Source organism: Cellulosimicrobium sp. 22598 (assembly GCF_052044445.1).
In the GTDB taxonomy this organism is placed as follows: Bacteria; Actinomycetota; Actinomycetes; order Actinomycetales; family Cellulomonadaceae; genus Cellulosimicrobium; species Cellulosimicrobium cellulans_G.
On sequence record NZ_JBQEMZ010000001.1, the window covers coordinates 316,452 to 339,001 of the forward strand.

The window sequence follows — 22,550 nt, forward strand, 5'->3', positions numbered from 1 at the left end:
CGGCCCGGCGGGGCGCGTAGCGTCACCGGTATGGCCTCGCTCCACCGGGTGGAGCTCGTCCCGGACGACGAGCCCGCGCCGGCCGGGCGCGGCGCACCCGCGGAGGGGGCCCACGGGCCCGCGGCACCGGCCCGACGACGTGCGCTGCTCCTGCGCGTCGTCGCGCCGCTCGTCCTCCTCGTCCTCGCCCTCGTCGCCGTCGGGACGTGGCGCACGACCACGGCCGAGCGGGAACGCCTGGCCCGGCCCGGCGCCGTCGCCTCCCTCGCGGTGGCGCCGGCGCCCGACTGGGAGACGGACGCCGCCGCGCCCCGGCTGTCCGTGGTCGGTGACGGCGACGACACGGCCCTCGCCGTGGTCACCGGCGCGGGCGTGGAGGCGTACGACGTCGGGTCCGGTGCGCGGCGCTGGCGGGCGCTCGACCCGACGGCCTGGTGCGGGCCTGCCGCCGACGAGACGTCGGCCCCGGCTCCCCACCCGGCCGTCATCACGTGCCTGACCGGCCCCGCCCTCGCACCCGTCGCGCACGTCCTCGGCCCGGGAGGACCGACGACGGACCCGGTCCCCCTCGGCGACGAGCTCGGGCGAGCGGTCCCCGCCCCCGGCGCGACCGTGCTGCGCTGGTCGCGCACCGGCGGCGTCGTCCGCCTCGCGCTCCAGGACGCCCGCACCGCAGGCGTGCGCTGGCAGCAGGAGGTCCGGCCCGACGACGCGGAGCGCACCGCGATGTGCCGGCCCCAGGTCGCCGGCCAGGCCGCCGTCACCGTCGAGGACGACCTGCTCGTCGTGCGCGGCTGCCGCCTCAGCGCAGTCCTCACTCTCGCCGGGACCCGGCTGGACGCCGCCGGCGACGCGATCACGACGACCGTCACGCCCCGCGCCGACGGCACGTTCTGGCGCACGACCGCCCGACCCCTGGACCGCACCGGGTCCACCCAGCTCCTCGCTCCCGACGGAACGGTCCGCGTCGCCGTCTCCGGACGGCTGCTCGTGCCGCTCGCCGGACCGGGCCGCGACGCGACCACCTGGCTCGTCACGACCCCGGGCGGGGTGCGCGCGCTCGCGTCCCCGGCCGGCGGCGTGGCTCGCGCCCCGCGCGAGCTGTGGCGCGCCGACGTGCCCGTCGTGCAGGCCGTGGCGCTCGCGGACGACCGCGCGGTCCTCGCCACCGGCGGCGCGCTCGTCGCCCTGGACGCCCGCACGGGCGAGCGGGTGTGGTCGTGGTCGGGGTCCACCCCGGGAACGTCCGCGGGCGAGCCCGGCGTCGGGCCGGACCTCGCGGGCGGCGTGACGGCCGCGTTCTCCGACGGCGCGACGCTCGCCGTGGTCGTGCCCGACCCGGACTCCTCGCGGCGCTCGCTCCTGGTCGGCCTGTCGCTCCACGACGGCGGGGTGCGCTGGCAGGCCGGGTACGACGCGGACCCGCACGGGTTCGCCGCGGTGACGGGGCGGGTCGTGCACGTGGACCCGGGCACGTCGCGCGTCGTCGTGCTCGGGTGAGGTGCCCGCGCGAGGTCCGCGTGCGAGCGCGCGGCGTCGGGGCGAGCCTGACGGGAGACCGGCCGCGCCCCGATGCGGCCGGGCCGAGACGAGGGAGGACGCCGTGCCGAAGCGCGACCCGGGACCCAGCGTGAAGGACCCCGAGCTGTACGAGAAGCTGCGGGACGAGGGCGACTCGAAGGAGAAGGCGGCGCGCATCGCGAACGCCGCGGCGGGCTCGTCCCGCCGGAGCGTCGGCCGCAAGGGCGGCAAGGCCGGCGACTACGACGACTGGACGGTCGAGAAGCTGCGCAAGCGTGCCGCGGAGATCGGCATCGAGGGCCGCTCCTCGATGCGCAAGGCCGAACTGATCAAGGCCCTGCGCTCCCACTGACCGGACGCTCGTCGACCCCGGCGGCGTGGGGGTGCGAGATCTCACCCGCGGCGCGCACGCCCTCGGGTCGCGCCGGGAGGCGCGCCCGCTACGGTGAGTCCGTGCACCTGTCCGCCGCCCTGCGCACCGCCCGCCGTCTGCTCTCCCGTGCGCTCGTGGTCGCCGTCGCGGCGCCCGTCACGGTGGCAGGCGTGCTCGTCACCGCCGACGCGATCCGCAAGCGTCGCAACACGACCGAGGCGTCGTTCCCCCGCTCCTCCCCCGCCGACGTGGAGGTCGCGGGCACCACGACCACGGTCTTCACGTACGGCGAGGACGTGTACCGGGAGATGCTCGGGGCGATCCGCGGGGCGCAGCGCCGCATCCTGCTGGAGACGTACATCTGGAAGGCCGACGCGCTCGGCGAGGAGTTCAAGCAGGCGCTGGTCGAGGCGAGCGACCGCGGCGTCGAGGTGTTCGTCGTCTACGACGGGTTCGCCAACCTCGTCGTCCCGCAGTCGTTCTTCGACCTGCCGGAGCCGATCCACGTGATCCGCTACCCGGTGTTCCGCCCGGGCGTGCTCATGCTCAACGTGCGCAAGTCGGGCCGGGACCACCGCAAGATCCTCGTGGTCGACGACGAGATCGCGTTCGTCGGCGGGTACAACCTCGGCGCCCTGTACGCGACGCAGTGGCGGGACACGCACGTGCGCCTCGTGGGGCCGAGCGCGTGGGAGCTGCGCAACGCGTTCGTCGACTTCTGGAACGCGAACCGCAAGCCCGGCCAGCCGCTCCTCGCGGACCCGGGGTCGGTGCACTGGGAGCCGCGCCTGCGCGCGGCGCGCAACGCACCCGCGCACCTCGTCTTCCCGATCCGCGGGATCTACCTCGACGCGATCGACCGCGCGAGCTCGCACGTCTACATCACGCAGGCGTACTTCATCCCGGACCGGGAGATCCTCGCGGCGCTCCTCGCCGCCGCTGCCCGCGGGGTCGACGTCCGCGTGCTGGTGCCCGAGCGCTCCAACCACGTGCTCGCCGACTGGCTCTCGCGCGGCCTGTACACGGCGCTGCTCAAGGGCGGGGTGCGCATCCACCTGTACCGGGACGCGATGGTGCACGCGAAGACGGCGACGATCGACGGCGCGTGGACGACGATCGGGACGGCGAACATCGACCGGCTCTCCCTGACGGGCAACTACGAGGTGAACCTCGAGATCACCGACCCCGGGGTGGCCGAGCAGATGGAGAAGGTGTTCGAGGTCGACCTGTCGAACTCGCGCGAGCTGACGCTCGCCGAGTGGGACTCCCGCTCGGTGGCGGCGAAGCTCAGCGAGGTCGTCCTGACGCCCCTGCGTCCGCTGCTCTGATGCGCGGGCCCGCACGGGTCACGAGTCCCGACCTGGCCCGGCGCGGGACCAGCGCCGCGTCAGTCGCAGTAGTGGGGAGCCTCGCCGCAGACGACGCCCTGCACCATGAGGACGAAGAACACCACGACGGCGGCGACGACCGCGAGGGCGAGGAGCACGCCCAGCACGATCGCGACGATCGCCCCGGGGCGCATCGTGCGAGGGCCGCCCGCGCCCGCGGGACGGTCCCGGACGTGCGGCGTCCACGCGCGCCCGTCGAACCACCGCTCGGCTCGCACGCCCCACGGGTCCGGGTACCAGCCTGGCACCGGGGGGCCGCTCACCGGCCGGTGTCCGCGCGGGCGACGTCGGCCGCCTCCTCCTCGGGGCGCGGGGGCACGGTCTCGTCGGCCTCGAGCAGGGTCACCTCCCCGTACTCGGGGTGCTCGTCGCGCAGGGCCCGCGCCGCGGCGTCCCCGGTCCCGTCCAGGCTTCCCGCGGCGACGTCGAGCGCCTCGCCGGGCGCGAGGGGCCGGTACGCGTAGGTCCCGCCGGTGCGCTGCTCGCCGAGCAGACGGTCGACGAGGCCGTGCCCGGCCGCCGAGAGCAGGGCGTCGTGGATCGGGACGACGACGCGCGGGTCGAGCCCGCGCACGAAGTCGATCGTCTCGGCGAGCTTGAGCCACGGCGCGGCCACCGGTGCGAGGAGCACGTCGAGCCGCCTTCCCCCGAGCGCGGCGTCGTCGGGCACGTCGAACGAGTCGCCCGGGTGCAGGAGCGTCGCGCCGTCCCCGCGGACGAGGTACGTCACGTTCGCGATCCGGGGCACGTCACGGTGGATCACCGCGTGCTGCCCGCCGCCGACCACAACCTCCAGCCCGCCGAGGTCCAGCCCGTCACCCGGCACGACCACGCGCACGCGCGCCGACGCGCCCTCCGGCAGCGACGTCCGCAGTGCGGCGACGACCGCCTCGGGCGCCCACACCACGAGCCGGGGCCGCGCGGCGAGGGCGGCGCCGAGCGCGGCCGCGTCGACGTGGTCCGGGTGCTGGTGGGTGACGAGCACCGTGTCGGCGTCGCGCAGCGCTGTCGCGGCGTCACTGAACGTGCCCGGGTCGATCACGACGACCTGCCCGCCGTGGCGCACCGACACGCACGCGTGGCCGTGGAACGTGACTCGCATGGATCCTCCTCAGCTCACCCTGCCCGGCGCGACGGCCGTCGCCTCAGGCTGCCACCCCGATCACGAGAGCGCCCACCGCTCAGCCCACGACGAGGACCAGGTCGCCGCCCTCGAGCTGCTGCACCGCCCCGATCGCGACGCGCTGGACCGTGCCCGCGACCGGCGTCGTGATCGCGGCCTCCATCTTCATCGCCTCGACCGTGGCGACCGTCTGCCCCGCCTCGACGACGTCACCGGCCACGACGACCGGCGTCACCGCGCCCGCGAACGGCGCCGCGACCTGCCCGGCCTGCGACGGGTCCGCCTTCTCCGCCGTGCGCGCGTCGACGTCGACCGCACGGTCGCGCACCTGGATCGGGCGCAGCTGACCGTTGAGGGTGAACATCACCGTGCGCATGCCCCGCTCGTCGGGCGTCCCGATCGCCTCGAGCCCCACCAGCAGGCGCACGCCCTTGCCGAGCGCGACCGCGACCTCCTGGCCGGGCTCGAGCCCGTACAGGTACGTGGGGGTGTCGAGCACGGACACGTCGCCGTACGCCAGGCGCACCTGCTCGAACTCCTTGGTCGGCCCCGCGAACAGCAGGTGGTTCAGCCGCCGGCGCCGCACCTCCCCGGCCTGCGCGAGCTCGGCCTCGTCCTCCGACGAGAGCGGGGTCACGCCGCCGCGCGCGGCACGACCGGCGAGCGCGCGCGAGCGGAACGGCTCCGGCCAGCCCCCGGGCGGGTCGCCGAGCTCGCCGCCGAGGAACCCGATCACCGAGTCCGGGATGTCGAACGCCTGCGGGTCGGCCGCGAACTCCGCCGGGTCCGCGCCCGCCGCCACGAGGTGCAGCGCGAGGTCGCCCACGACCTTCGACGACGGCGTCACCTTCACCAGGCGCCCCAGGATGCGGTCCGCCGCGGCGTACATCGCCTCGATCTGCTCGAACTTGTCCCCCAGGCCCAGCGCGATCGCCTGCTGGCGCAGGTTCGACAGCTGCCCGCCCGGGATCTCGTGCTCGTACACGCGCCCCGTCGGCCCGGGCAGCCCCGACTCGAACGGCGCGTAGACGCGACGCACCGCCTCCCAGTACGGCTCCAGGTCCGCGACGGCGGTCAGCGACAGGCCCGTGTCCCGCTCGGTGTGCTCCAGGCCCGCGACGAGCGCCGACAGCGACGGCTGGCTCGTCGTGCCCGCCATGGCGGCGCTCGCGGCGTCCACCGCGTCCACGCCCGCGGCCGCCGCCGCGAGCAGCGTGGCCATCTGACCGCCGGACGTGTCGTGCGTGTGCAGGTGCACCGGCAGGTCGAAGCGCTCGCGCAGCGCGGTCACGAGGCGCGTCGCCGCCGCGGGGCGCAGCAGCCCCGCCATGTCCTTGATCGCGAGCACGTGCGCGCCGGCGTCGACGATGCGGTCCGCGAGGCGCAGGTAGTAGTCGAGCGTGTACAGGTCCTCGGCGGGGTCCAGCAGGTTGCCCGTGTAGCACAGGGCGACCTCGGCCACCGTGGTGCCCGTGGCGCACACGGCCTCGATCGCGGGGCGCATCTGGTCGACGTCGTTGAGCGCGTCGAAGATGCGGAACACGTCGATGCCCGTCGCCGCGGCCTCCGCGACGAACGCCTCGGTGACGCGCGTCGGGTACGGCGTGTACCCGACCGTGTTGCGGCCGCGCAGCAGCATCTGGATCGCGAGGTTCGGCATCGCCTCGCGCAGCGTCGCGAGCCGCTCCCACGGGTCCTCGCCGAGGAACCGCAGCGCGACGTCGTACGTCGCCCCGCCCCACGCCTCGACCGACCACAGCTGCGGCGTCGCCCGCGCCACGTACGGCGCGACGGCGGCCAGGTCGTGCGTGCGCACGCGCGTCGCGAGCAGGGACTGGTGGGCGTCGCGGAACGTGGTGTCCGTGACCCGCAGCCGCTGCTCGCCCCGCAGGGCGCGCGCGAAGCCCTCGGGGCCCAGCTCGAGGAGCTGCTGGCGCGTCCCGGGCGGCGGCGCGACCGACAGGTCGACCGCGGGCAGCTTCGTCGCGGGGTCGGTCGTGCGCCGCGGCTCGCCGTGCGGGCGGTTGACCGTGGTGTCCCCCACGTACGCGAGCAGGCGCGTGCCGCGGTCGGCGCTCTCGCGCGCGGCCAGCAGCTCGGGCCGCTCGTCGATGAACGACGTCGCGACGTTGCCCGCGACGAACTCCGGGTCCGCGAGCACGGCCTGCAGGAACGGGATGTTGGTGCGGATGCCGCGGATGCGGAACTCGGCGAGGGCCCGCCGCGCGCGCCGCACCGCCGTCGGGAAGTCACGGCCGCGGCACGTCAGCTTGACGAGCATCGAGTCGAAGTGGCCCGACACGACGGACCCGGCCGTCGCCGTCGCGCCGTCGAGCCGCACCCCCGCCCCGCCCGGGGAGCGGTAGGCGATGATGCGGCCCGTGTCGGGACGGAACCCGTTCGCCGGGTCCTCCGTCGTGATGCGGGTCTGCAGGGCGGCGCCGTTGACGCGCACGTCCTCCTGCCGGATGCCCAGGTCCTCCAGCGTCTCCCCCGACGCGATGCGCATCTGCGCCGAGACGAGATCGACGTCGGTGACCTCCTCGGTCACGGTGTGCTCTACCTGGATGCGCGGGTTCATCTCGATGAACACGTGCTGCCCGGCGCGCTCCCCCACGGTGTCCACGAGGAACTCGACCGTGCCCGCGTTCTGGTACCCGATGTGCCGGGCGAACTTCACCGCGTCCGCGCACAGCGCGTCTCGGACCGCCGGGTCGAGGTTGGGCGCCGGCGCGATCTCGACGACCTTCTGGTGCCGGCGCTGCAGCGAGCAGTCCCGCTCGTACAGGTGCACGACGTTCCCCGCGCCGTCGGCGAGGATCTGCACCTCGATGTGCCGCGGGCGCAGCACCGCCTGCTCCAGGAACACCGTCGGGTCCCCGAACGCGCCGTCGGCCTCGCGCATCGCGGCCGCCAGCGACTCGGGCAGGTCCTCCCGCGTGTCCACGCGGCGCATCCCGCGACCGCCGCCCCCGGCGACGGCCTTGACGAACACGGGGAACCCGATCGCGTCCGCCGCCGCGACGAGCTCGTCGACGTCCGACGACGGCTCGCTCGACGCGAGCACCGGCAGCCCCGCCTCGCGCGCGGCCTTGAGCGCGCGCACCTTGTTGCCCGCGAGCTCGAGCACCTCCGGCGGCGGACCGACGAACGTCAGCCCGGCATCCGCGCACGCGCGCGCCAGGTCGGGGTTCTCCGAGAGGAACCCGTACCCCGGGTAGACGGCGTCCGCGCCCGCCTCCCGCGCCACGCGCACGATCTCCTCGATGTCGAGGTACGCACGCACCGGGTGACCGGGCTCCCCGATGAGGTACGCCTCGTCGGCCTTGAGCCGGTGCTCGGAGTTGCGGTCCTCCTGCGGGAACACCGCGACGGTGCGGGCCCCCAGCTCGTAGGCGGCGCGGAACGCCCTGACGGCGATCTCCGCGCGGTTGGCGACCAGGACCTTCGAGAACACCGGCACTCCATCCGTCGACCGTGCGGCGCTGCCGGGGAGAGCGTGACGCGCCGCGTACCGGGCGATCCTCCCACGGCCCCACGGGGCAGGCCGTCGCACCGGCTGTGACGTGCTCCACAGCCGGGCGTCACGACGTCCGGCCTCGGCGGGCCCGGTGTTTCCCCGCCCGCCTCAGGAGCCGGCGGCGCTCGCGGTCGTCAGCCGGCGGAGCGGGCCCGACGGCGCTGCGCGAGCTCGTCCTGCGGGCTCGCCGTCGTGTCGTCCTCGTCGTCGAGCGACTCGGTGGGCAGCTCGGCGAGCGTGCCCTCGACCTCGCGCCACACGCGCCCGACCGCGATGCCGAAGACGCCCTGACCACCCTGGACGAGGTCCACGACCTCGTCGGGGGACGTGCACTCGTACACGCTCGCCCCGTCGCTCATGAGGGTGATCTGCGCGAGGTCGTCGACGCCGCGCTCGCGCAGGTGCTCGACCGCCGTGCGGATCTGCTGCAGCGAGACCCCGGTGTCCAGGAGCCGCTTGACGACCTTGAGGACGAGGATGTCCCGGAAGCTGTACAGGCGGTGGGAGCCCGACCCCGAGGCGGGTCGCACGGTGGGCTCGACCAGCCCGGTGCGGGCCCAGTAGTCGAGCTGGCGGTAGGTGATGCCTGCGGCGCGGCACGCGGTCGGGCCGCGGTAGCCGGTCGTGGTGTCCTGCTCGGTGATGTCCTCCCCGAAGAGGAGGCCCTGCGCACCGTGGGGAACTGCCGCGCCGGCACCGACGCTCGCCTCACCGCTGCTGTTCACTGTCGCCTCCTGGGGTGATGTCCACGACCACGCTATGGGCGCCGTCGGGGGTCGTCAACGACCGACGACCCGAGCGTGCGGGCGTGTCGCGCCCGCACGTCCGGCGGTCCGGCCGCCCAACCCTCGACCTGAGGTCGAACGTCGGTGTTGTCCGTTGTGTCCGAAGGTCGGATCCGTGCCCGACGGTCGGCCCGTCGCGCGCGGACCGCCCCCTACTCGTCCACCGAGAAGTCCTCCGGCTGGACGTGGTCCAGGAAGTCGCGGAACTTCTCGACCTCCTCCTGCTGCGCGACGTCGACGACCTCGACCCCCGCCGTCGCGACGACCTCCGCCGAGCACAGCACCGGGCTCCCGGTGCGCACCGCGACGGCGATGGCGTCCGAGGCGCGCGAGTCGAGCCGGACCCCGTTGCTCAGGACCAGCTCGGCGAAGAAGATGCCGCCGTCGAGCGCGACGATCTCCGCCCGCTCCAGGCGCACCCCGACGGCGTCGAGGAGGTCCCGGAGCAGGTCGTGGGTCATGGGCCGCGGTGTCGGCAGGCCTGCCTGCGCCATGGCGATCGCGCTCGCCTCCCGTGGTCCGATGACGATCGGCACGACGAGCTCGGACGCGTCGTCGAGCAGCAGCACCACGATCTCCTGGTCGCGCTGCTGCTGACGGACCCCCAGCACCTCGACGGGGACCATCGGGACGTCGTCGCTCACCCCTCCACGGTACGTCGCCCTCCGTCATCCGGCAGGGGTTGGGGCCCGTCTCGTCCGGGTGCCTCGAGGGACCGGGGAACCCGGTGCGACGGTCAGCGCGTGAGGTCGTCGATCCCCTGGCGCACGAACACCGTGTGCAGCTGCGCGCACAGCTCCCCGACCTCCGAGGCCACGGTGCCGGCGTGGGCGCGGGCGGATGCGCTCTGCTGCCCGCGCCACGGGGAGACGACCTGGTGCACGAGGCTCACGTGCCGGTCGGCGGCGGTGCGCAGGGAGCGCAGGTGCCGCGGCTCGATGCCGTACTCCGACAGGCCGGCGGCCAGCACGACCACGTCGAGCGAGCGCGCGTCGAGCTGGCCTCCGGGCGCCTGGCGCAGCACGCCGGCCTCGATGAGCCCCTCGACGAGGTCGCGCTCCACCCCCGCCGCGGACACGAGCGCGTCCACCGTGTACCGCTGGCGGACGGTCGCCGAGCCGGGTTCGCCGTCGTTCGTCGCCAGGCGCGGGGCGAGGACCTCGACCTCGGTGCCGGCGTCGAGCGCGGCGAGGCGCTCCTTGATGACCTTGAGCGGCAGGTACCGGTCGCGCTGCTCGACGAGCACGAACCGCAGCCGCTCGACGTCCGCGGGGCTGTACTGGCGGTAGCCCGACGCGGTGCGCACGGGCTCGATGAGGCCCTGCTCCTCGAGGAAGCGCAGCTTGGAGTGGCTGACGTTCGGGAACTCGGCCCGCAGCGCGCGCAGCACGTCGGAGATGCGCATGGTCGCGCGGCGCGAGATGCCCTGCGGCCACGGCTCCGTGCCGTCGGGGGGCTCGGGGACCGTGGCGTGCGCCGCGCCCGTCGAGGCGTTCACGACCGGGGGGCCGTGCCGCCCGCCGGTGCCCCCGCGTGCGGGCTGGCGTGGAACGTGAGCCGGTACTTGCCGATCTGCACCTCGTCGCCCGTCGAGAGCGCGACGGCGTCGATGCGGCTGCGGTTCACGTACGTGCCGTTGAGCGACCCGACGTCGCGCACGAGGAAGTGCTCGCCCTCGCGCACGAACTCGGCGTGCTTGCGCGAGACGGTGACGTCGTCGAGGAAGATGTCCGCGCGCTCCGACCGGCCGGCGACGGTGCGCTCGGCGTCCAGGAGGAAGCGGGACCCCTGCCCGGGACCGCGCTGCATGATGAGCAGGGCGGAGTGGCGCGGCAGGGCCGCGACCGCGGCGTGCTCCTCGGGGCTCAGGCCGCCGGGCTGCACGCCCTCCTCGATCGGGGCCTCGATCCGGCCGAAGCTGACCGTCGTGTCGCTACCCGCCCGGTTCGGCACCTCAGGACCGCCTGGGACACTCATCTCGCCTCCTCGGGGCTCACGCACGTCGTGCTCGACCTCGGAACACCGCACCGCGGGGCCGTGGCCCCGCCGCGCGGGAATCGTGCTCGAAAACTACTACACCCGCAGGTCACGCGGTGCGCGCGACCCACGGTCGTCCCAACCTACCCCGGCCTGCGGGGATGCGGGAAGCCGCGGTCACTCGTCGGCCGGGACCGGGGTGGCGTACTGCGGCGCAGCGGGCTCGACGGTCGCGGCGACCTCGACCCGGTCCTGCTGGGTGATCGTCGTGCGCGCACCGTCGGCGCGCAGCGACGCCATCGCGCCGCCGGGGATCTCGAGGGCCGTCTCGAGCGTGGACGGGTCACCGATCACGTTCCACCGGTACGGCGAGGAGATCGTCTGCCCGTCGACGACGACGCCCTCGGCAGAGTCCTCGAAGTAGCTGCTCGCCACGAGGCGGACCCCGTTGACCTCCATCGCCTCCGCGCCCGCGTTGCGCAGCTCCTCGAGCACGTTGAAGAGCGAGAACGCGTCGAGCGCCTCCGCGCCCTCGACGACCTCGATCTCGACGCCCGGGCCCTCCGCGGGGAGCCGACCGGACAGGATGCCGAGCGTCTCGGCCTGCTGCTCGGCGAGCTCGAGCGCCGCGCGCTCGCGCCCGGACCCCGACTGCAGCTCGTCGCGCGTCGACTCGAGCGAGGAGACCTGGTCCTCGAGCTCGCCGGAACGCTGCGTCACGTCGTCGAGCAGGCGCACGAGGTCGCTCTGGCGCAGGGACGAGAGCTGGTCCTCCTGCGTCTGACTCACCTGGACCACGAGCGCGAAGCCGAGGAGCGCGCACAGGACGCCGACGACGATCTGGGACCGGGACGCGCGGGGGCGCAGCGCGCGGCCGAGCCCGCGCAGGCCCCGCGGTTCCGGCCGGGTGGGGGCGCCGTGCCGGCCCACGGCGCCGATCGTCCCGGTCGTCGCGGGCGGCTCCCCCGGCGTCGACGCGTCGGTGCTGGCGGGGCTGTCGGTGGTGCCGCCCCCGGTGGTCGTGTCGTCGTGCGGCGGGGCGGGGTGCGGTGCGTCGGCCGGTGCGTCGGCCGCGGCGAGGGGGGCGCGGTCCGGGGTCTCCGGGCCCTCGTCGCTGTTCTCCGGCGGTGCGGTGCCGGTCGGGTCGTCCTCGGGCTCCTCGCCCGTCACGGGGGTCGCGGCCGCGGAGGGCTCGCCGCGCTCGTCGTCGTCGACCGAGGAGCCGTCGCCGATCGCGTCGTCCTGGTCGGTGTCCCGGTCCGCTGCCCCGGGAGCGGCGTCGGGCTCGCGCGCGGAACCGTCGGTCGGGGCGTCGTCCTCGACGCCGGTCGCGTCCGGCGCGCCGTCGACCGCCTCGCCGGTACCCGCGTGCGCGGAGGCGGGCTCTTCCGGGCCCTCGGGCTGACGCTCGGGCTCGCTGTCCGCCTCGACGGCGCCCTCGCCGGGGTCCGCGGGGGACGGCCGGGCGGTCGCGGCGTCGTCGGCGGTCCGCCGGGCGGTCGGGTCCGTGGTCTCGTGGGCGTCGTCCGGGGCGGGGTCCGGCGTCACGTCGTCGGTGGCCGCGTCGCGCGGGTCCTGGGGGTCGCGGGTCACGCTCACGCCTTGAAGATGTGGCGCCGGATCGCGGCGGCGTTGGAGAAGATGCGGATGCCGAGCACGACGACGACGGCGGTGGAGAGCTGGCTCCCGACGCCGAGCTGGTCGCCGAGGAAGACGATGAGGGCGGCGACGACGACGTTCGAGAGGAACGAGACGAGGAAGACCTTGTCGTCGAACAGCCCGTCGAGCCGGGCCCGCAGGCCCCCGAACAGCGCGTCGAGCGCGGCCACGACGGCGATCGGCAGGTAGGGCTGCAGCGACACGGGCACGGTGGGTTGCAGGACGAGGCCCGCGACGATGCCCACCACCAGTCCGACGACTGCGATCATTCGACGATCTCCTGCCCTGTCTCGTGCGGTTCCGGGCCCGTCCCGGACCCGTCGGTCGTGCCGTCCGTCGTGCTGTCGGTGCTCCCGGCGGGCGTGTCGGAGTCTACGGTCGCCGCCGGGGCCTTCGCGAAGAACAGCGTGGGCGCGGGCCGGCCGGGCAGGTCGAGGCGGCTCTGCGTCGTCACGCTCGACCGGATGCCGTACTGGGTGCCCAGGATCTGCAGGTAGTCCGACGTGCCGGAGCGCAGGAGCGAGGTGCGCAGGGAGTCCGGGTCCCCGATCGCCTCGACCCGGTACGGGCCGACGAGGGGCTGCAGGTCGACGAGCACCGCGTCCCCGGCGGAGCGGATCGCCGAGAGCCCGGTGAGTCGCTGGTCGTTGATCGCGACCGCCTCCGCGCCGCCGGCCCAGAGCGCGTTGACGACGCGCTGCAGGTCGGAGTCGTGCACGAGCGAGCTCGAGTCCACGGTGTCGGAGGACAGGCCGCCGCTCGTGTCGTCGAGCGTGACGACGACGCCCTGGCCCTCGACCGCCTGCGTACCGGTCAGCGCGCCCTCCGCCTGGAGTCCCTGCAGCACGTCGGCGCTCGCGCCGCTGAGCGCCGCGCCCTGGAGCTGCTCGATCTCCGCGGACAGCTCCGCCCCGCGGGCGGCGAGCTCCTCCGCGGCGCCCTGCCGGTCGAGGATCTCCTGCTCCAGGGTCTCGCGCGCCGCGATGACGCCCGGTTGCGGGGCGCGCAGCTCGACGGCCGCCGCCGTCGTCACGACCCCGAGCGCGACCGCGAGGGCGACGAGGACCACCGTGCCGGTGCGACCACGGTGCGGCGCCTGCCCGGCGGCCCGGCGTGCCGCGGCGTCCGCGTACCCGGGGTCGAGCGGGCGGTGCATGACCTCGTTGAGGAGCGTCATCGACGCGTCGACGGGGGCGCGGCGCGCGGCGCCGCCCGGGTCCTGACGGTTCTCGCTCACGGCGCCTCCCGCGTCGTCGTGCCGGTCTCGTCGCCCTCCGCGACGGCCGCCCGGTCGCGGACCACGAGCGAACGGGTCTGCAGCACGTACTGCGCGCCCGCGAGCCAGTACAGCCCCACGCCCCACCAGGTGAACGCCCACCCGGTGACCGCGGCGACGTCGCCCAGCCAGCCCGGCATCTCGGCCAGGAGCAGGAGCGGGAACGCGTACAGCAGCGCGAACGTCCCGGCCTTGCCCGCGAAGCTCACCGGCAGGGGCCCGTACCCGTGGCGCGCGAGCAGCGGCAGGAGACCGGCGAGGAGCAGGTCGCGTCCCACGATGACCACGACGAGCCACACGGGCACGACGTCGCGCCACGCGAGCCCCAGGAGGGTGACGAGGATGAAGAGCCGGTCCGCGGCCGGGTCGAGCATCTGCCCGAGGCGGCTCACCTGGTCCAGGCGCCGCGCGAGGACGCCGTCGAGCCAGTCCGACGCCCCCGACACCGCGAGCACGACCAGCGCCCACACGTCGTCGCCGCGCACGATGAGGACCGCGAACACGGGCACGAGGAGCAGCCGCAGGAGGCTGATGACGTTCGGGACGGTCAGGACGCGGGAGCTGACCTGCTGCCCTGCTGACACACCCACCGCCCCGTGCTCACGTCGCGCCGTCGCGGCGACCTGCCGCGCGCGGACCATCCTACGTACCGGGCCCGCGCACCCGGGCCCTCATTTCGCGGCGCGGCGCCCGCCGCGGGCGGAAATCACCCGATTCGTCCGTCGTGCCCGGCGCCCCGGGCGGCGTCCGCGGTGAGGGAGGTCACCGGGGCCGGCCCGCGAGCCCGCCGCGACCTCCGGTAGGATGGGCACACCTCTGGAGTTCGTCGCTCGTCCCGCGTGTGTCCGTGAGAGCGGCCGTCCCCCTCGATCGTCCCTGATCGTCCTGGTGGCCGGCCTGGTGTGTTCGGGAGTGCGACCTGCGAGAACCGTCCTGGTGACCGCACGCCACTCCACACCCCGAAACGAACGGTCCTCACCCCTTCATGACTGCTGACGTCCTCGCGCCCTCGCACGCCCTCGACCAGTCCGCCGACGCCCCCGAGCGCGCGGAGCGCACGCGCCCCGAGCCGGCCGCTCCCGCCGGTCCCGTCTTCGCCGACCTCGGCCTGCCCGCTCCCCTCGAGCGCGCCGTCGCCGACCTCGGCTTCGTCACCCCGTCCGCGATCCAGGCCGAGGCCATCCCGGCGCTCCTCGCCGGCCGCGACATCACCGGCGTCGCGCAGACCGGCACCGGCAAGACCGCCGCGTTCGGCCTCCCGCTGCTCGCCGCGATCGACCCGTCCCTGCGCCGCGTGCAGGCCGTCGTCCTGACCCCGACGCGCGAGCTCGCCATGCAGGTCGCCGACGCCGTCGAGTCGTTCGCGACCCACCTGCCCAAGGTCGACGTCGTCGCCGTGTACGGCGGCTCGCCCTACCAGCCGCAGCAGCGGGCGCTCGCGGCCGGCGCGCAGGTCGTCGTCGGCACGCCCGGGCGCGTCATCGACCACATCGAGCGCGGCACCCTCGTGCTCGACGACGTGCGCTTCCTCGTCCTCGACGAGGCCGACGAGATGCTGCGCATGGGCTTCGCGGAGGACGTCGACACGATCTTCTCCCGCGCCCCGCGCGAGCGTCAGGTCGCCCTCTTCTCCGCGACGATGCCCGCCCCGATCCGCCGCGTCGCGAACGAGCACCTCACGGACCCGGTCGAGATCGCCGTCGCCCGCCAGTCCTCCACGGTGACGAGCGTGCGCCAGACGTACGCCGTCGTCCCGTTCCGGCACAAGACCGGCTCGCTCGTGCGCGTCCTCGCCACCTCCGACGCCGAGGCCGCGATCGTGTTCACCCGCACGCGCGGCGCCGCCGAGGAGGTCGGGTCCGCGCTCGTCGAGCGCGGCATCTCCGCCGCCACCATCTCGGGCGACGTCGCGCAGAAGGAGCGCGAGAAGATCGTCGAGCGCCTGCGCTCCGGCGCGCTCGATGTCCTCGTCGCGACCGACGTCGCCGCGCGCGGCCTCGACGTGGACCGCATCGGCCTCGTCGTGAACTTCGACCTGCCGGGCGAGCCCGAGGCGTACGTGCACCGCATCGGCCGCACCGGCCGTGCCGGACGCACCGGCGAGGCCCTGAGCTTCGTCACCCCGCACGAGCGGGGCCGTCTGCGCGCCATCGAGCGCACGACCCGCACCCCGCTGCAGGAGATCGAGATCCCCTCCCCCGCGGACGTGTCCGCGCACAAGGTCCGCACCCTCCTCGGCCAGGTCCCGGCCCGCCAGGAGGCCGGCCGCCTGTCCATGTACGCCGACATGGTGCGCACCTTCCTCGCCGAGCACGACGTCGACCCCGTCGACCTCGCGGCGGCCATGGCGGCGCTCGCGGTCGGCGACGACGGCCCCCGCGCCCGCGAGGAGCAGGAGCGGTTCGAGGCCGAGCGCGCCGCCGCGCGCGAGCAGGCGAAGGCACGCCGCACCGAGCGCACGGGCGAGCGCCCGCGCGGCGAGCGCGCGTCGGGCCGCCGCGAGGGCGACGGCACGCGCGGCATCCGCCGCGACGCCGTCGGGACCCGCTACCGCCTGTCCGTGGGCCACAAGGACGGCGTGATGCCCGGCGGGATCGTCGGCGCGCTGACGAACGAGGCCGGCCTGGCCGGGTCGGACGTCGGCAAGATCGACATCTTCCCGTCGTTCTCCCTCGTGGACATCACCGCGCCGCTCGACGCGGAGACCATGGACCGCATCTCCCGCGCCCGGGTCGCCGGGAAGGCGCTGCGCATCCGCGTGGACGAGGGCGCGCCCGCCTCGCGCGGCCCGCGCGGCGGTCACGGCCCGTCGGGCCGTCGCGACGAGCGTCGCGACCGCTTCGACCGCGCCGACGACCGGGGCGAGCGCAAGCCCCGCCACCGCACGGCGTACTGACGCACCCGCGTCGCCGACGGCGACGCGAGCAGAGGGACGGCCCCGGATCCGCTGGATCCGGGGCCGTCCGTGTTCTGCCCCTGTGCCGTCGCGCGTCAGGTCCGCGGGCCCTCGTGCGCCTCGCCGTGCGCCTGGACCAGTGCCGCCAGGCGGCGCGCCTCCGCGTCCCCGCGCGCGCCGTCGGCCCGTTGGATCCCCATGACGGCGAGCGTCGACCCGTCCGCGAGGTCCAGGCGCACCCACGCGTCGCCGGAGCCGAACCGGACGGACACGACCTGCGCCCACTCGAGCTCGCGCGTGTAGATGACGTTGCGCACCCGCAGCCCCTCGCGCGTCGGGACGGCGTGCACGCCCCCCAGGCGCCACAGCAGCCACGCCGCGAACAGGGCGAACGCGGCCAGCGAGAGGCGGTTCACCCACGACGTGCCGAGCGGGCCCGTCGCCGACAGCCCGACGACGACGCACCCGCCGACCACGACGACGCCCGTCGCCCACGCCGACACCAGGCCGAACCGGGGCCGGAACGGCCGGTAGGGGTCGTCGTGGCGCTCCCCCGGCAGGCCAGGATCAGGGAACGGGTCGGTGCTCATGCCGCCACCGTCTCACACCCGCACGACGCCCACCGGCGCCGCGCCCCGGGGCGAGCGGTGTCAGAGGCGGGACGCGTGGATCCGGGTGACGAGGATCGCACGCGCACCCACGTCGTACAGGGCGTCCATGACCTGGTTCGTCTGGTCGCGACGCACCATCGCCCGCACCGCCGCCCAGTCGCGGTCGTGCAGCGGCGACACCGTCGGCGACTCCAGGCCCGGCGTGATCGCGACCGCACGCTCCACGAGCGACACCGGCACGTCGTAGTCCATGAGGACGTACTGGCGCGCCGTGAGCACGCCCTGCAGGCGCCGGCTCAGCACCTCCACCCCCGCCGGGACGTCCGCCTCCGCGACCGCGCGCGGACGGATCAGCACCGCCTCCGACACGAGGATCGGGTCGCCGAACACCTCCAGGCCCGCGCCCCGCAGCGTCGTGCCCGTCGAGACGACGTCCGCGACGACGTCCGCCACCCCGAGCTGCACCGCCGACTCCACCGCGCCGTCCAGGTGCACGACCGTGGCCTCCACGCCGTGCGAGCGCAGGTGACCCTCGACCAGCACCTCGTACGACGTCGCGACCCGCAGGCCCTGCACCTGCTCCAGCGACGTCACCGTGCCCGCCGGGGCCGCGTACCGGAACGTCGACCCCCCGAACCCGAGCTGCATGTGCTCCACCGCGTCCGCGCCCGAGTCCAGCAGCAGGTCGCGGCCCGTGATTCCCACGTCGACCGTGCCCGACCCCACGTACACCGCGATGTCCCGCGGGCGCAGGAAGAAGAACTCGACGTCGTTGTCCGGGTCGGCCAGCACCAGCTCGCGCGAGTCACGACGCTGGCGGTACCCCGCCTCGCGCAGCATCTCGACGGCGGGCTCGGACAGGGACCCCTTGTTGGGGACGGCGATACGCAGCATGACAGGACCTTCGTTCAGGGGATCGGGCAAGGAGCGGGGAACAGCAGGGACGAGCGAGGGGCGAGCGGCGCTCGCGGCCGGGAGCGGGGACGCTCACCGGCACGGCCGCTCACAGATGCTCGTACACGTCCTGCAGGCTCAGACCCTTCGCCAGCATGAGGACCTGCAGGTGGTAGAGGAGCTGGGAGATCTCCTCCGCCGTCTTCACGTCGCCCTCGTACTCGGCGGCCATCCAGACCTCGGCGGCCTCCTCGACCACCTTCTTCCCGATCGCGTGCACGCCGGCGTCCAGCTCCGCGACCGTGCCGGAACCGGCAGGTCGCGTCGTGGCCTTCTCGGACAGCTCCGCGAACAGGGACTCGAACGTCTTCACGCGCCCAGGGTATCCGCCGCCCGGGCAGGGCCGGGGCGCGGTCCGCCCAGCGGGCACGCCCCGACCCGGTCCGTCACAGGTCGCGCAGCGCCACCACCGTCGCGACCGCCGCCTCCGCGGCCTCCGCACCCTTGTCCTCGCGCGACCCCTCCAGCCCCGCCCGGTCCAGCGCCTGCTGCTCGTCGTCGCACGTCAGCACGCCGAACCCCACCGGCACCCCCGTCCGCACGCTCACGTCCGTCAGACCCGACGTCGCCGCCTGGCACACGTACTCGAAGTGCGGCGTCCCCCCACGGATCACCACCCCCAGCGCCACCACCGCGTCCGCGCCGTGCTCCACCGCGCGCGCCGCCGCCACCGGCAGCTCGAACGAACCCGGCACCCGCACCACGCTCACGTGCGACACGTTCGCCGCCGCCAACGCCCGGCGCGCACCCGCCAGCAACCCGTCCATCACCTCCGTGTGCCAGCTCGCCGCGACCACCGTCACCCGCAGCCCCGACCCGTCCACGCTGATCGACGGCGCACCTGCCCCGCTCATCCCTCGTCCTCCTTCGACTCCTCGGCACCGGACCCGTCGTCCGGCCCTCCCCGGGCAGCCCCGTCCGGGACCGCCACCGTGTCCAGCAGATGACCCATCGCCACCTTCTTCGTCACCAGGTACGCCCGGTTGTGCTCACCGTGACCCACCTCGATCCGCTCCGTCCCCACGACGTCGATGCCCGAGGCCACCAGCCCCGTCACCTTCGCCGGGTTGTTCGTCAGCAACCGCACCCGCGACAGCCCCAGGTCCGCCAGGATCGCCGCCGCCGCCCCGTACTCCCTGCGGTCCACCGGCCACCCCAGCTCCAGGTTCGCCTGCACCGTGTCCAGACCCGCGTCCTGCAGCTCGTACGCCCCGATCTTCGCCAGCAACCCGATGCCACGCCCCTCGTGCCCCCGCAGGTACACCACCGCGCCCCCCTCCGCCGCGACCCGCCCCATCGCCGCCTGCAGCTGCGGACCGCAGTCGCACCGCAACGACCCGAACGCGTCCCCCGTCAGGCACTCCGAGTGCACCCGCACCACCGGCACCACCTCCGGCCCCACGGCGCTCGCGGCCTCCGCACCGGCCTCACCGCGGTCTACCGAGCCGGCCGGGGCGACCGCAGGAACGAGAGCGACGTGCTCCGCCCCCGTCCGCAGGTCCCGGTACCCCACCACCCGGAACCGGCCGTGCGCCGTCGGAAGATCCGCCGAGGCGGTCCGGTGCACCCGCCGCGCCAGCGCCTCACGGTCCGGCACCTCCACAGCCGCCGCCGGTGCCGGGTCGTGCACGCGCCGCCACGCCACCAGGTCCGCGATCGTGAGGAGCACCAGCCCGTCACGCTCCGCCAGGGCCGCCGCGTCCCCCAGCCGCATCATCGTCCCGTCGTCGTGCACCAGCTCCGCGATGCCCCCGACCTCGCCCCTCCCCGCCAGGCGCACCAGGTCCACCGCCGCCTCCGTGTGCCCCGCACGGTGCAGCACACCCCCCGGCACCGCCCGCAACGGCAGCACGTGACCCGGCCGGATCAGGTCCACCGGACCCGACGCCGGATCCGCCAGCACCCGCAACGTCCGCGCCCGGTCCTCCGCCGAGATCCCCGTCGTCACCCCCGTCGCCGCGTCCACCGTCACCGTGTACGCCGTGCGCCGCGGGTCCTGGCTGTGCGGCACCATCAACGGCAGCTCCAGCGCGTCCGCCCGCGACGCCGGCATCGGCGCGCACAGGTACCCCGACGAGTGCCGGATCGTCCACGCCACCCACTCCGCCGACACCCCCTGCGCCGCGAACACCACGTCCGCCTCGTTCTCCCGGTCCGGCGAGTCCGCCACCAGCACCGGCCGCCCCGCCCGGATCTCCGCCAGCGCCTCCTCGACCGACCCCAGGCGCACGCCCCCCGACCCCTCCGGCACGGCGGCGCTCGCGGACGGCGCGCGTCCGCCCGTCACGACGCGCTCCCGGAGGTGGTGCCGGCACCGGAGCCCGACTGGAGCAGGCGCTCGACGTACTTCGCGAGCACGTCCACCTCGAGGTTCACCCGGTCGCCCGGGACGAGCCCGCCGAGGATCGTCGCTTCGAGCGTCGTCGGGATGAGGGAGACGCCGAACGTCTCGTCGTCCACCCGCGTCACCGTCAGCGACACCCCGCTCACCGCGATCGAGCCCTTCTCCGCGACGTACCGCGTCAAGCCCGCAGGCGCCGAGAACACCAGGTCGTCCCAGCGCTCGCCCGGGTCGCGGCTCACCAGCGTCCCGACACCGTCCACGTGCCCCTGCACCACGTGACCCCCCAGCCGCGCGTCCGCCCGCACCGCACGCTCCAGGTTCACCGGCGAGCCCACCACGAGGTCGCCCAGGGCGGTCCGGCGCAGCGACTCCGGCATCACGTCCGCCGTGAACGACCCGTCGCCGCCCAGGCCCGTCACCGTCAGGCACACCCCGTTGACCGCGATCGAGTCCCCCGGCGCCGCGTCCGACGTGGCGAGCGGCCCCTCCACCGTGAGCACCGCATCCGCTCCCTCGCCGCCCGGGAACCCGACGTCCCGAACCTTCCCGATCTCCTCCACGATCCCCGTGAACATCAGCCGACCCGTCCTTCCGTGCTCGTCCTGGACACCACCAGCGCGTCGTCCCCGACCCGCCTCACCTCGACCGTGCGGAACCGGTGCGCGTCGGCGATCGTCGCCACGCCCAGCCCGTCCACGGCCCGCCGACCGCTCCCCAGCAGCACCGGGGCCACGTACGCGTGCAGCTCGTCCACCACGCCCGCCGCGAGGAACGCCGTCGCGAGCGTCGGGCCGCCCTCCACGAGCACGTGCCGCACCTCGCGCTCCCCGAGCCGTTCCAGCACCAGCCCGACGTCGCGCGTCAGCAGGTGCAGCAGCTCGCCGCCCTCCCCGCGCACGCGCGCCGCCGGCGGGATCCCCCGCAGCCCGACGACGACCCGCAGGGGCTGGTGCGCCGCGAGGGCCTCGGCGCTCGCGGCGTCGTGCGTGCGCACCCGTGCGGTGAGCGCCGGGTCGTCCGTGAGGAGCGTGCCCGTGCCGACGACGATCGCGTCGACCTCGGCGCGCACGCGGTGCGCGTGCTCGCGGGCCGCCGGCCCGGTGATCCAGCGGCTCGTGCCGTCCTCGGCCGCGACGTACCCGTCGAGCGTCGTCGCCGTCTTGAGCGTCACGTACGGCGTACCGCGTCGCACGGACGTCAGCCACACCCGGAGGAGCTCCTCGCCCTCGGCGGCGCGCAGGCCGCGCACGACGCGCACCCCGGCCGCGCGCAGGCGGTGCGCACCACCCGTCGCCACGGGGTTCGGGTCGTCGACGGCGTGCACGACCTCGGCCACCCCCGCGGCCACGAGCGCGTCCGCGCACGGCCCCGTGCGGCCGGTGTGGGCGCACGGCTCGAGCGTCACGACGGCGGTCGCGCCGGTGACGTCGACGCCGCGCGCCCGGGCGTCCGCGAGGGCGGCGGCCTCGGCGTGCGGCGTCCCCGCACCTCGGTGGTATCCCTCGGCGAGGACCGGCCGCGGGTGCGGGTCCACCGAGTCGGGCGCGGCGCCGTCTGGCAGGGCAGGGCCGTGCGGGGCGGGCCCCAGCAGGACGCAGCCGACCCGGGGGTTGGGTCCGTGCGCGGGTCCGCGTCCCGCGAGCTCGAGCGCGCGCGTCATCGCGGCGTCGATCGTCAGGGTCCTGGGGTGCTCGCCCATCGTCCTCCTCCCGGGCACGCGTGCTCCGGGGTGAGGGCGGGCGGCGGGGTCAGGCCTGGACGGGCCCGACGGCGTCGCTCACCACGGCGAGGCCGTCGCCGTCACGGACGGGTGCTCCGACGGGTCGCCGGAGCACCACGCCCAGGCGTGGCCGCGCCGCACGTGCTTCCTCCCATCCGGACTGTCACCGTCGGTCCTGGAGTTCCACCAGGTCAACCGCGCGTGGGCGCGGGTCGCGGACTGTCACCGCCGGCTCGGAATTGCACCGACCCCGGAGCACGTTCGTGCGTACTGCTGCTTCCAACCGAGCATGCTACTCGCGCATTCCCCGGGGCCCGCCTGTCCGCCTGCCGAGCAGACGTGACCGAACGACTCCTCCCCTCCGTGCTGTGTGGTGACCGGCCTCGGTAGGTGGGGGTCGTCA

The 22,550-nt window shown here is 75.2% G+C and carries 22 protein-coding genes and 1 riboswitch; of the genes, 4 read left to right on the top strand and 18 right to left on the bottom strand.

The window, feature by feature from the left end:
- Nucleotides 1-30: 30 nt before the first annotated feature.
- From ACTJIY_RS01425 to ACTJIY_RS01435, 3 genes are all read left to right on the top strand, one after another.
- On the top strand, nucleotides 31-1,500 hold the full coding sequence (locus tag ACTJIY_RS01425; protein ID WP_440673040.1) for a hypothetical protein: 1,470 nt from the start codon (nucleotides 31-33) through the stop codon (nucleotides 1,498-1,500).
- A gap of 103 nt (nucleotides 1,501-1,603) precedes the next feature.
- Complete coding sequence (locus ACTJIY_RS01430; RefSeq protein WP_277515497.1) at nucleotides 1,604-1,873, top strand: DUF7218 family protein; 270 nt, start codon at nucleotides 1,604-1,606, stop codon at nucleotides 1,871-1,873.
- Nucleotides 1,874-1,974: 101 nt separating this feature from the next.
- Complete coding sequence (locus ACTJIY_RS01435; RefSeq protein ID WP_440673039.1) at nucleotides 1,975-3,222, top strand: phospholipase D-like domain-containing protein; 1,248 nt, start codon at nucleotides 1,975-1,977, stop codon at nucleotides 3,220-3,222.
- 59 nt (nucleotides 3,223-3,281) lie between these two features.
- Here ACTJIY_RS01435 and ACTJIY_RS01440 read toward each other — a convergent pair whose 3' ends face one another.
- The 11 genes from ACTJIY_RS01440 to ACTJIY_RS01490 all read right to left on the bottom strand — a co-directional run bounded on the left by ACTJIY_RS01440 (nucleotide 3,282) and on the right by ACTJIY_RS01490 (nucleotide 14,206).
- Nucleotides 3,282-3,545: a DUF2510 domain-containing protein gene (locus ACTJIY_RS01440; protein WP_440673038.1), complete on the bottom strand. Its 264-nt coding sequence runs from the start codon at nucleotides 3,543-3,545 to the stop codon at nucleotides 3,282-3,284.
- Complete coding sequence (locus tag ACTJIY_RS01445; protein WP_440673037.1) at nucleotides 3,542-4,384, bottom strand: MBL fold metallo-hydrolase; 843 nt, start codon at nucleotides 4,382-4,384, stop codon at nucleotides 3,542-3,544. Before ACTJIY_RS01445 ends, ACTJIY_RS01440 begins: the two co-directional genes overlap by 4 nt.
- Nucleotides 4,385-4,463: 79 nt before the next feature.
- A complete protein-coding gene (locus tag ACTJIY_RS01450) occupies nucleotides 4,464-7,862 on the bottom strand; it encodes a pyruvate carboxylase (RefSeq protein ID WP_440673036.1) in 3,399 nt (1,132 codons plus the stop codon).
- 197 nt (nucleotides 7,863-8,059) lie between these two features.
- Nucleotides 8,060-8,650: a MerR family transcriptional regulator gene (locus tag ACTJIY_RS01455; RefSeq protein ID WP_253049411.1), complete on the bottom strand. Its 591-nt coding sequence runs from the start codon at nucleotides 8,648-8,650 to the stop codon at nucleotides 8,060-8,062.
- 212 nt (nucleotides 8,651-8,862) lie between these two features.
- On the bottom strand, nucleotides 8,863-9,336 hold the full coding sequence (locus ACTJIY_RS01460; RefSeq protein ID WP_024839673.1) for a bifunctional nuclease family protein: 474 nt from the start codon (nucleotides 9,334-9,336) through the stop codon (nucleotides 8,863-8,865).
- Nucleotides 9,337-9,446: 110 nt separating this feature from the next.
- A complete protein-coding gene (ftsR, locus tag ACTJIY_RS01465; RefSeq protein WP_353709291.1) occupies nucleotides 9,447-10,208 on the bottom strand; it encodes a transcriptional regulator FtsR in 762 nt (253 codons plus the stop codon).
- Nucleotides 10,205-10,687 carry an FHA domain-containing protein gene (locus ACTJIY_RS01470; protein ID WP_047234767.1) on the bottom strand — a complete coding sequence of 161 codons (483 nt, stop codon included), beginning with the start codon at nucleotides 10,685-10,687 and terminating at the stop codon, nucleotides 10,205-10,207. Before ACTJIY_RS01470 ends, ftsR begins: the two co-directional genes overlap by 4 nt.
- 177 nt (nucleotides 10,688-10,864) lie before the next feature.
- Complete coding sequence (locus tag ACTJIY_RS01475) at nucleotides 10,865-12,286, bottom strand: DUF881 domain-containing protein (protein ID WP_440673034.1); 1,422 nt, start codon at nucleotides 12,284-12,286, stop codon at nucleotides 10,865-10,867.
- Entirely contained in the window at nucleotides 12,283-12,615 is a 333-nt protein-coding gene (locus ACTJIY_RS01480; protein ID WP_021483549.1) for a small basic family protein, read from the bottom strand. Before ACTJIY_RS01480 ends, ACTJIY_RS01475 begins: the two co-directional genes overlap by 4 nt.
- Nucleotides 12,612-13,583, bottom strand: coding sequence for a DUF881 domain-containing protein (locus tag ACTJIY_RS01485; protein ID WP_440673033.1), 972 nt, complete (start codon nucleotides 13,581-13,583; stop codon nucleotides 12,612-12,614). The genes ACTJIY_RS01480 and ACTJIY_RS01485 overlap by 4 nt, the downstream gene beginning before the upstream one ends.
- The gene (locus ACTJIY_RS01490; protein ID WP_440673208.1) at nucleotides 13,580-14,206 is read right to left on the bottom strand and encodes a CDP-alcohol phosphatidyltransferase family protein; all 627 of its coding nucleotides are present in this window, start codon (nucleotides 14,204-14,206) and stop codon (nucleotides 13,580-13,582) included. Before ACTJIY_RS01490 ends, ACTJIY_RS01485 begins: the two co-directional genes overlap by 4 nt.
- A 401-nt stretch (nucleotides 14,207-14,607) precedes the next feature.
- On the opposite strand from ACTJIY_RS01490, the gene ACTJIY_RS01495 reads away from it, so the two are divergent.
- Nucleotides 14,608-16,518 carry a DEAD/DEAH box helicase gene (locus ACTJIY_RS01495; RefSeq protein WP_353709294.1) on the top strand — a complete coding sequence of 637 codons (1,911 nt, stop codon included), beginning with the start codon at nucleotides 14,608-14,610 and terminating at the stop codon, nucleotides 16,516-16,518.
- 95 nt (nucleotides 16,519-16,613) lie between these two features.
- On the opposite strand, the gene ACTJIY_RS01500 is transcribed toward ACTJIY_RS01495, so the two are convergent.
- The 7 genes from ACTJIY_RS01500 to ribD all read right to left on the bottom strand — a co-directional run bounded on the left by ACTJIY_RS01500 (nucleotide 16,614) and on the right by ribD (nucleotide 22,126).
- Nucleotides 16,614-17,108, bottom strand: coding sequence for a PH domain-containing protein (locus tag ACTJIY_RS01500; RefSeq protein WP_253049401.1), 495 nt, complete (start codon nucleotides 17,106-17,108; stop codon nucleotides 16,614-16,616).
- A 60-nt stretch (nucleotides 17,109-17,168) separates the two neighbouring features.
- A complete protein-coding gene (gene hisG / locus ACTJIY_RS01505) occupies nucleotides 17,169-18,023 on the bottom strand; it encodes an ATP phosphoribosyltransferase (RefSeq protein WP_253049399.1) in 855 nt (284 codons plus the stop codon).
- A gap of 109 nt (nucleotides 18,024-18,132) precedes the next feature.
- The gene (locus tag ACTJIY_RS01510) at nucleotides 18,133-18,396 is read right to left on the bottom strand and encodes a phosphoribosyl-ATP diphosphatase (RefSeq protein ID WP_024839663.1); all 264 of its coding nucleotides are present in this window, start codon (nucleotides 18,394-18,396) and stop codon (nucleotides 18,133-18,135) included.
- Nucleotides 18,397-18,469: 73 nt separating this feature from the next.
- A complete protein-coding gene (gene ribH, locus ACTJIY_RS01515) occupies nucleotides 18,470-18,937 on the bottom strand; it encodes a 6,7-dimethyl-8-ribityllumazine synthase (RefSeq protein ID WP_253049397.1) in 468 nt (155 codons plus the stop codon).
- On the bottom strand, nucleotides 18,934-20,313 hold the full coding sequence (ribB, locus tag ACTJIY_RS01520; RefSeq protein ID WP_440697217.1) for a 3,4-dihydroxy-2-butanone-4-phosphate synthase: 1,380 nt from the start codon (nucleotides 20,311-20,313) through the stop codon (nucleotides 18,934-18,936). Before ribB ends, ribH begins: the two co-directional genes overlap by 4 nt.
- Nucleotides 20,314-20,366: 53 nt before the next feature.
- On the bottom strand, nucleotides 20,367-21,002 hold the full coding sequence (locus ACTJIY_RS01525; RefSeq protein ID WP_439157376.1) for a riboflavin synthase: 636 nt from the start codon (nucleotides 21,000-21,002) through the stop codon (nucleotides 20,367-20,369).
- On the bottom strand, nucleotides 21,002-22,126 hold the full coding sequence (ribD, locus tag ACTJIY_RS01530) for a bifunctional diaminohydroxyphosphoribosylaminopyrimidine deaminase/5-amino-6-(5-phosphoribosylamino)uracil reductase RibD (RefSeq protein WP_440673031.1): 1,125 nt from the start codon (nucleotides 22,124-22,126) through the stop codon (nucleotides 21,002-21,004). The genes ACTJIY_RS01525 and ribD overlap by 1 nt, the downstream gene beginning before the upstream one ends.
- A gap of 159 nt (nucleotides 22,127-22,285) precedes the next feature.
- Nucleotides 22,286-22,409: riboswitch (FMN riboswitch) on the bottom strand.
- Between the last annotated feature and the right edge of the window lie 141 nt (nucleotides 22,410-22,550).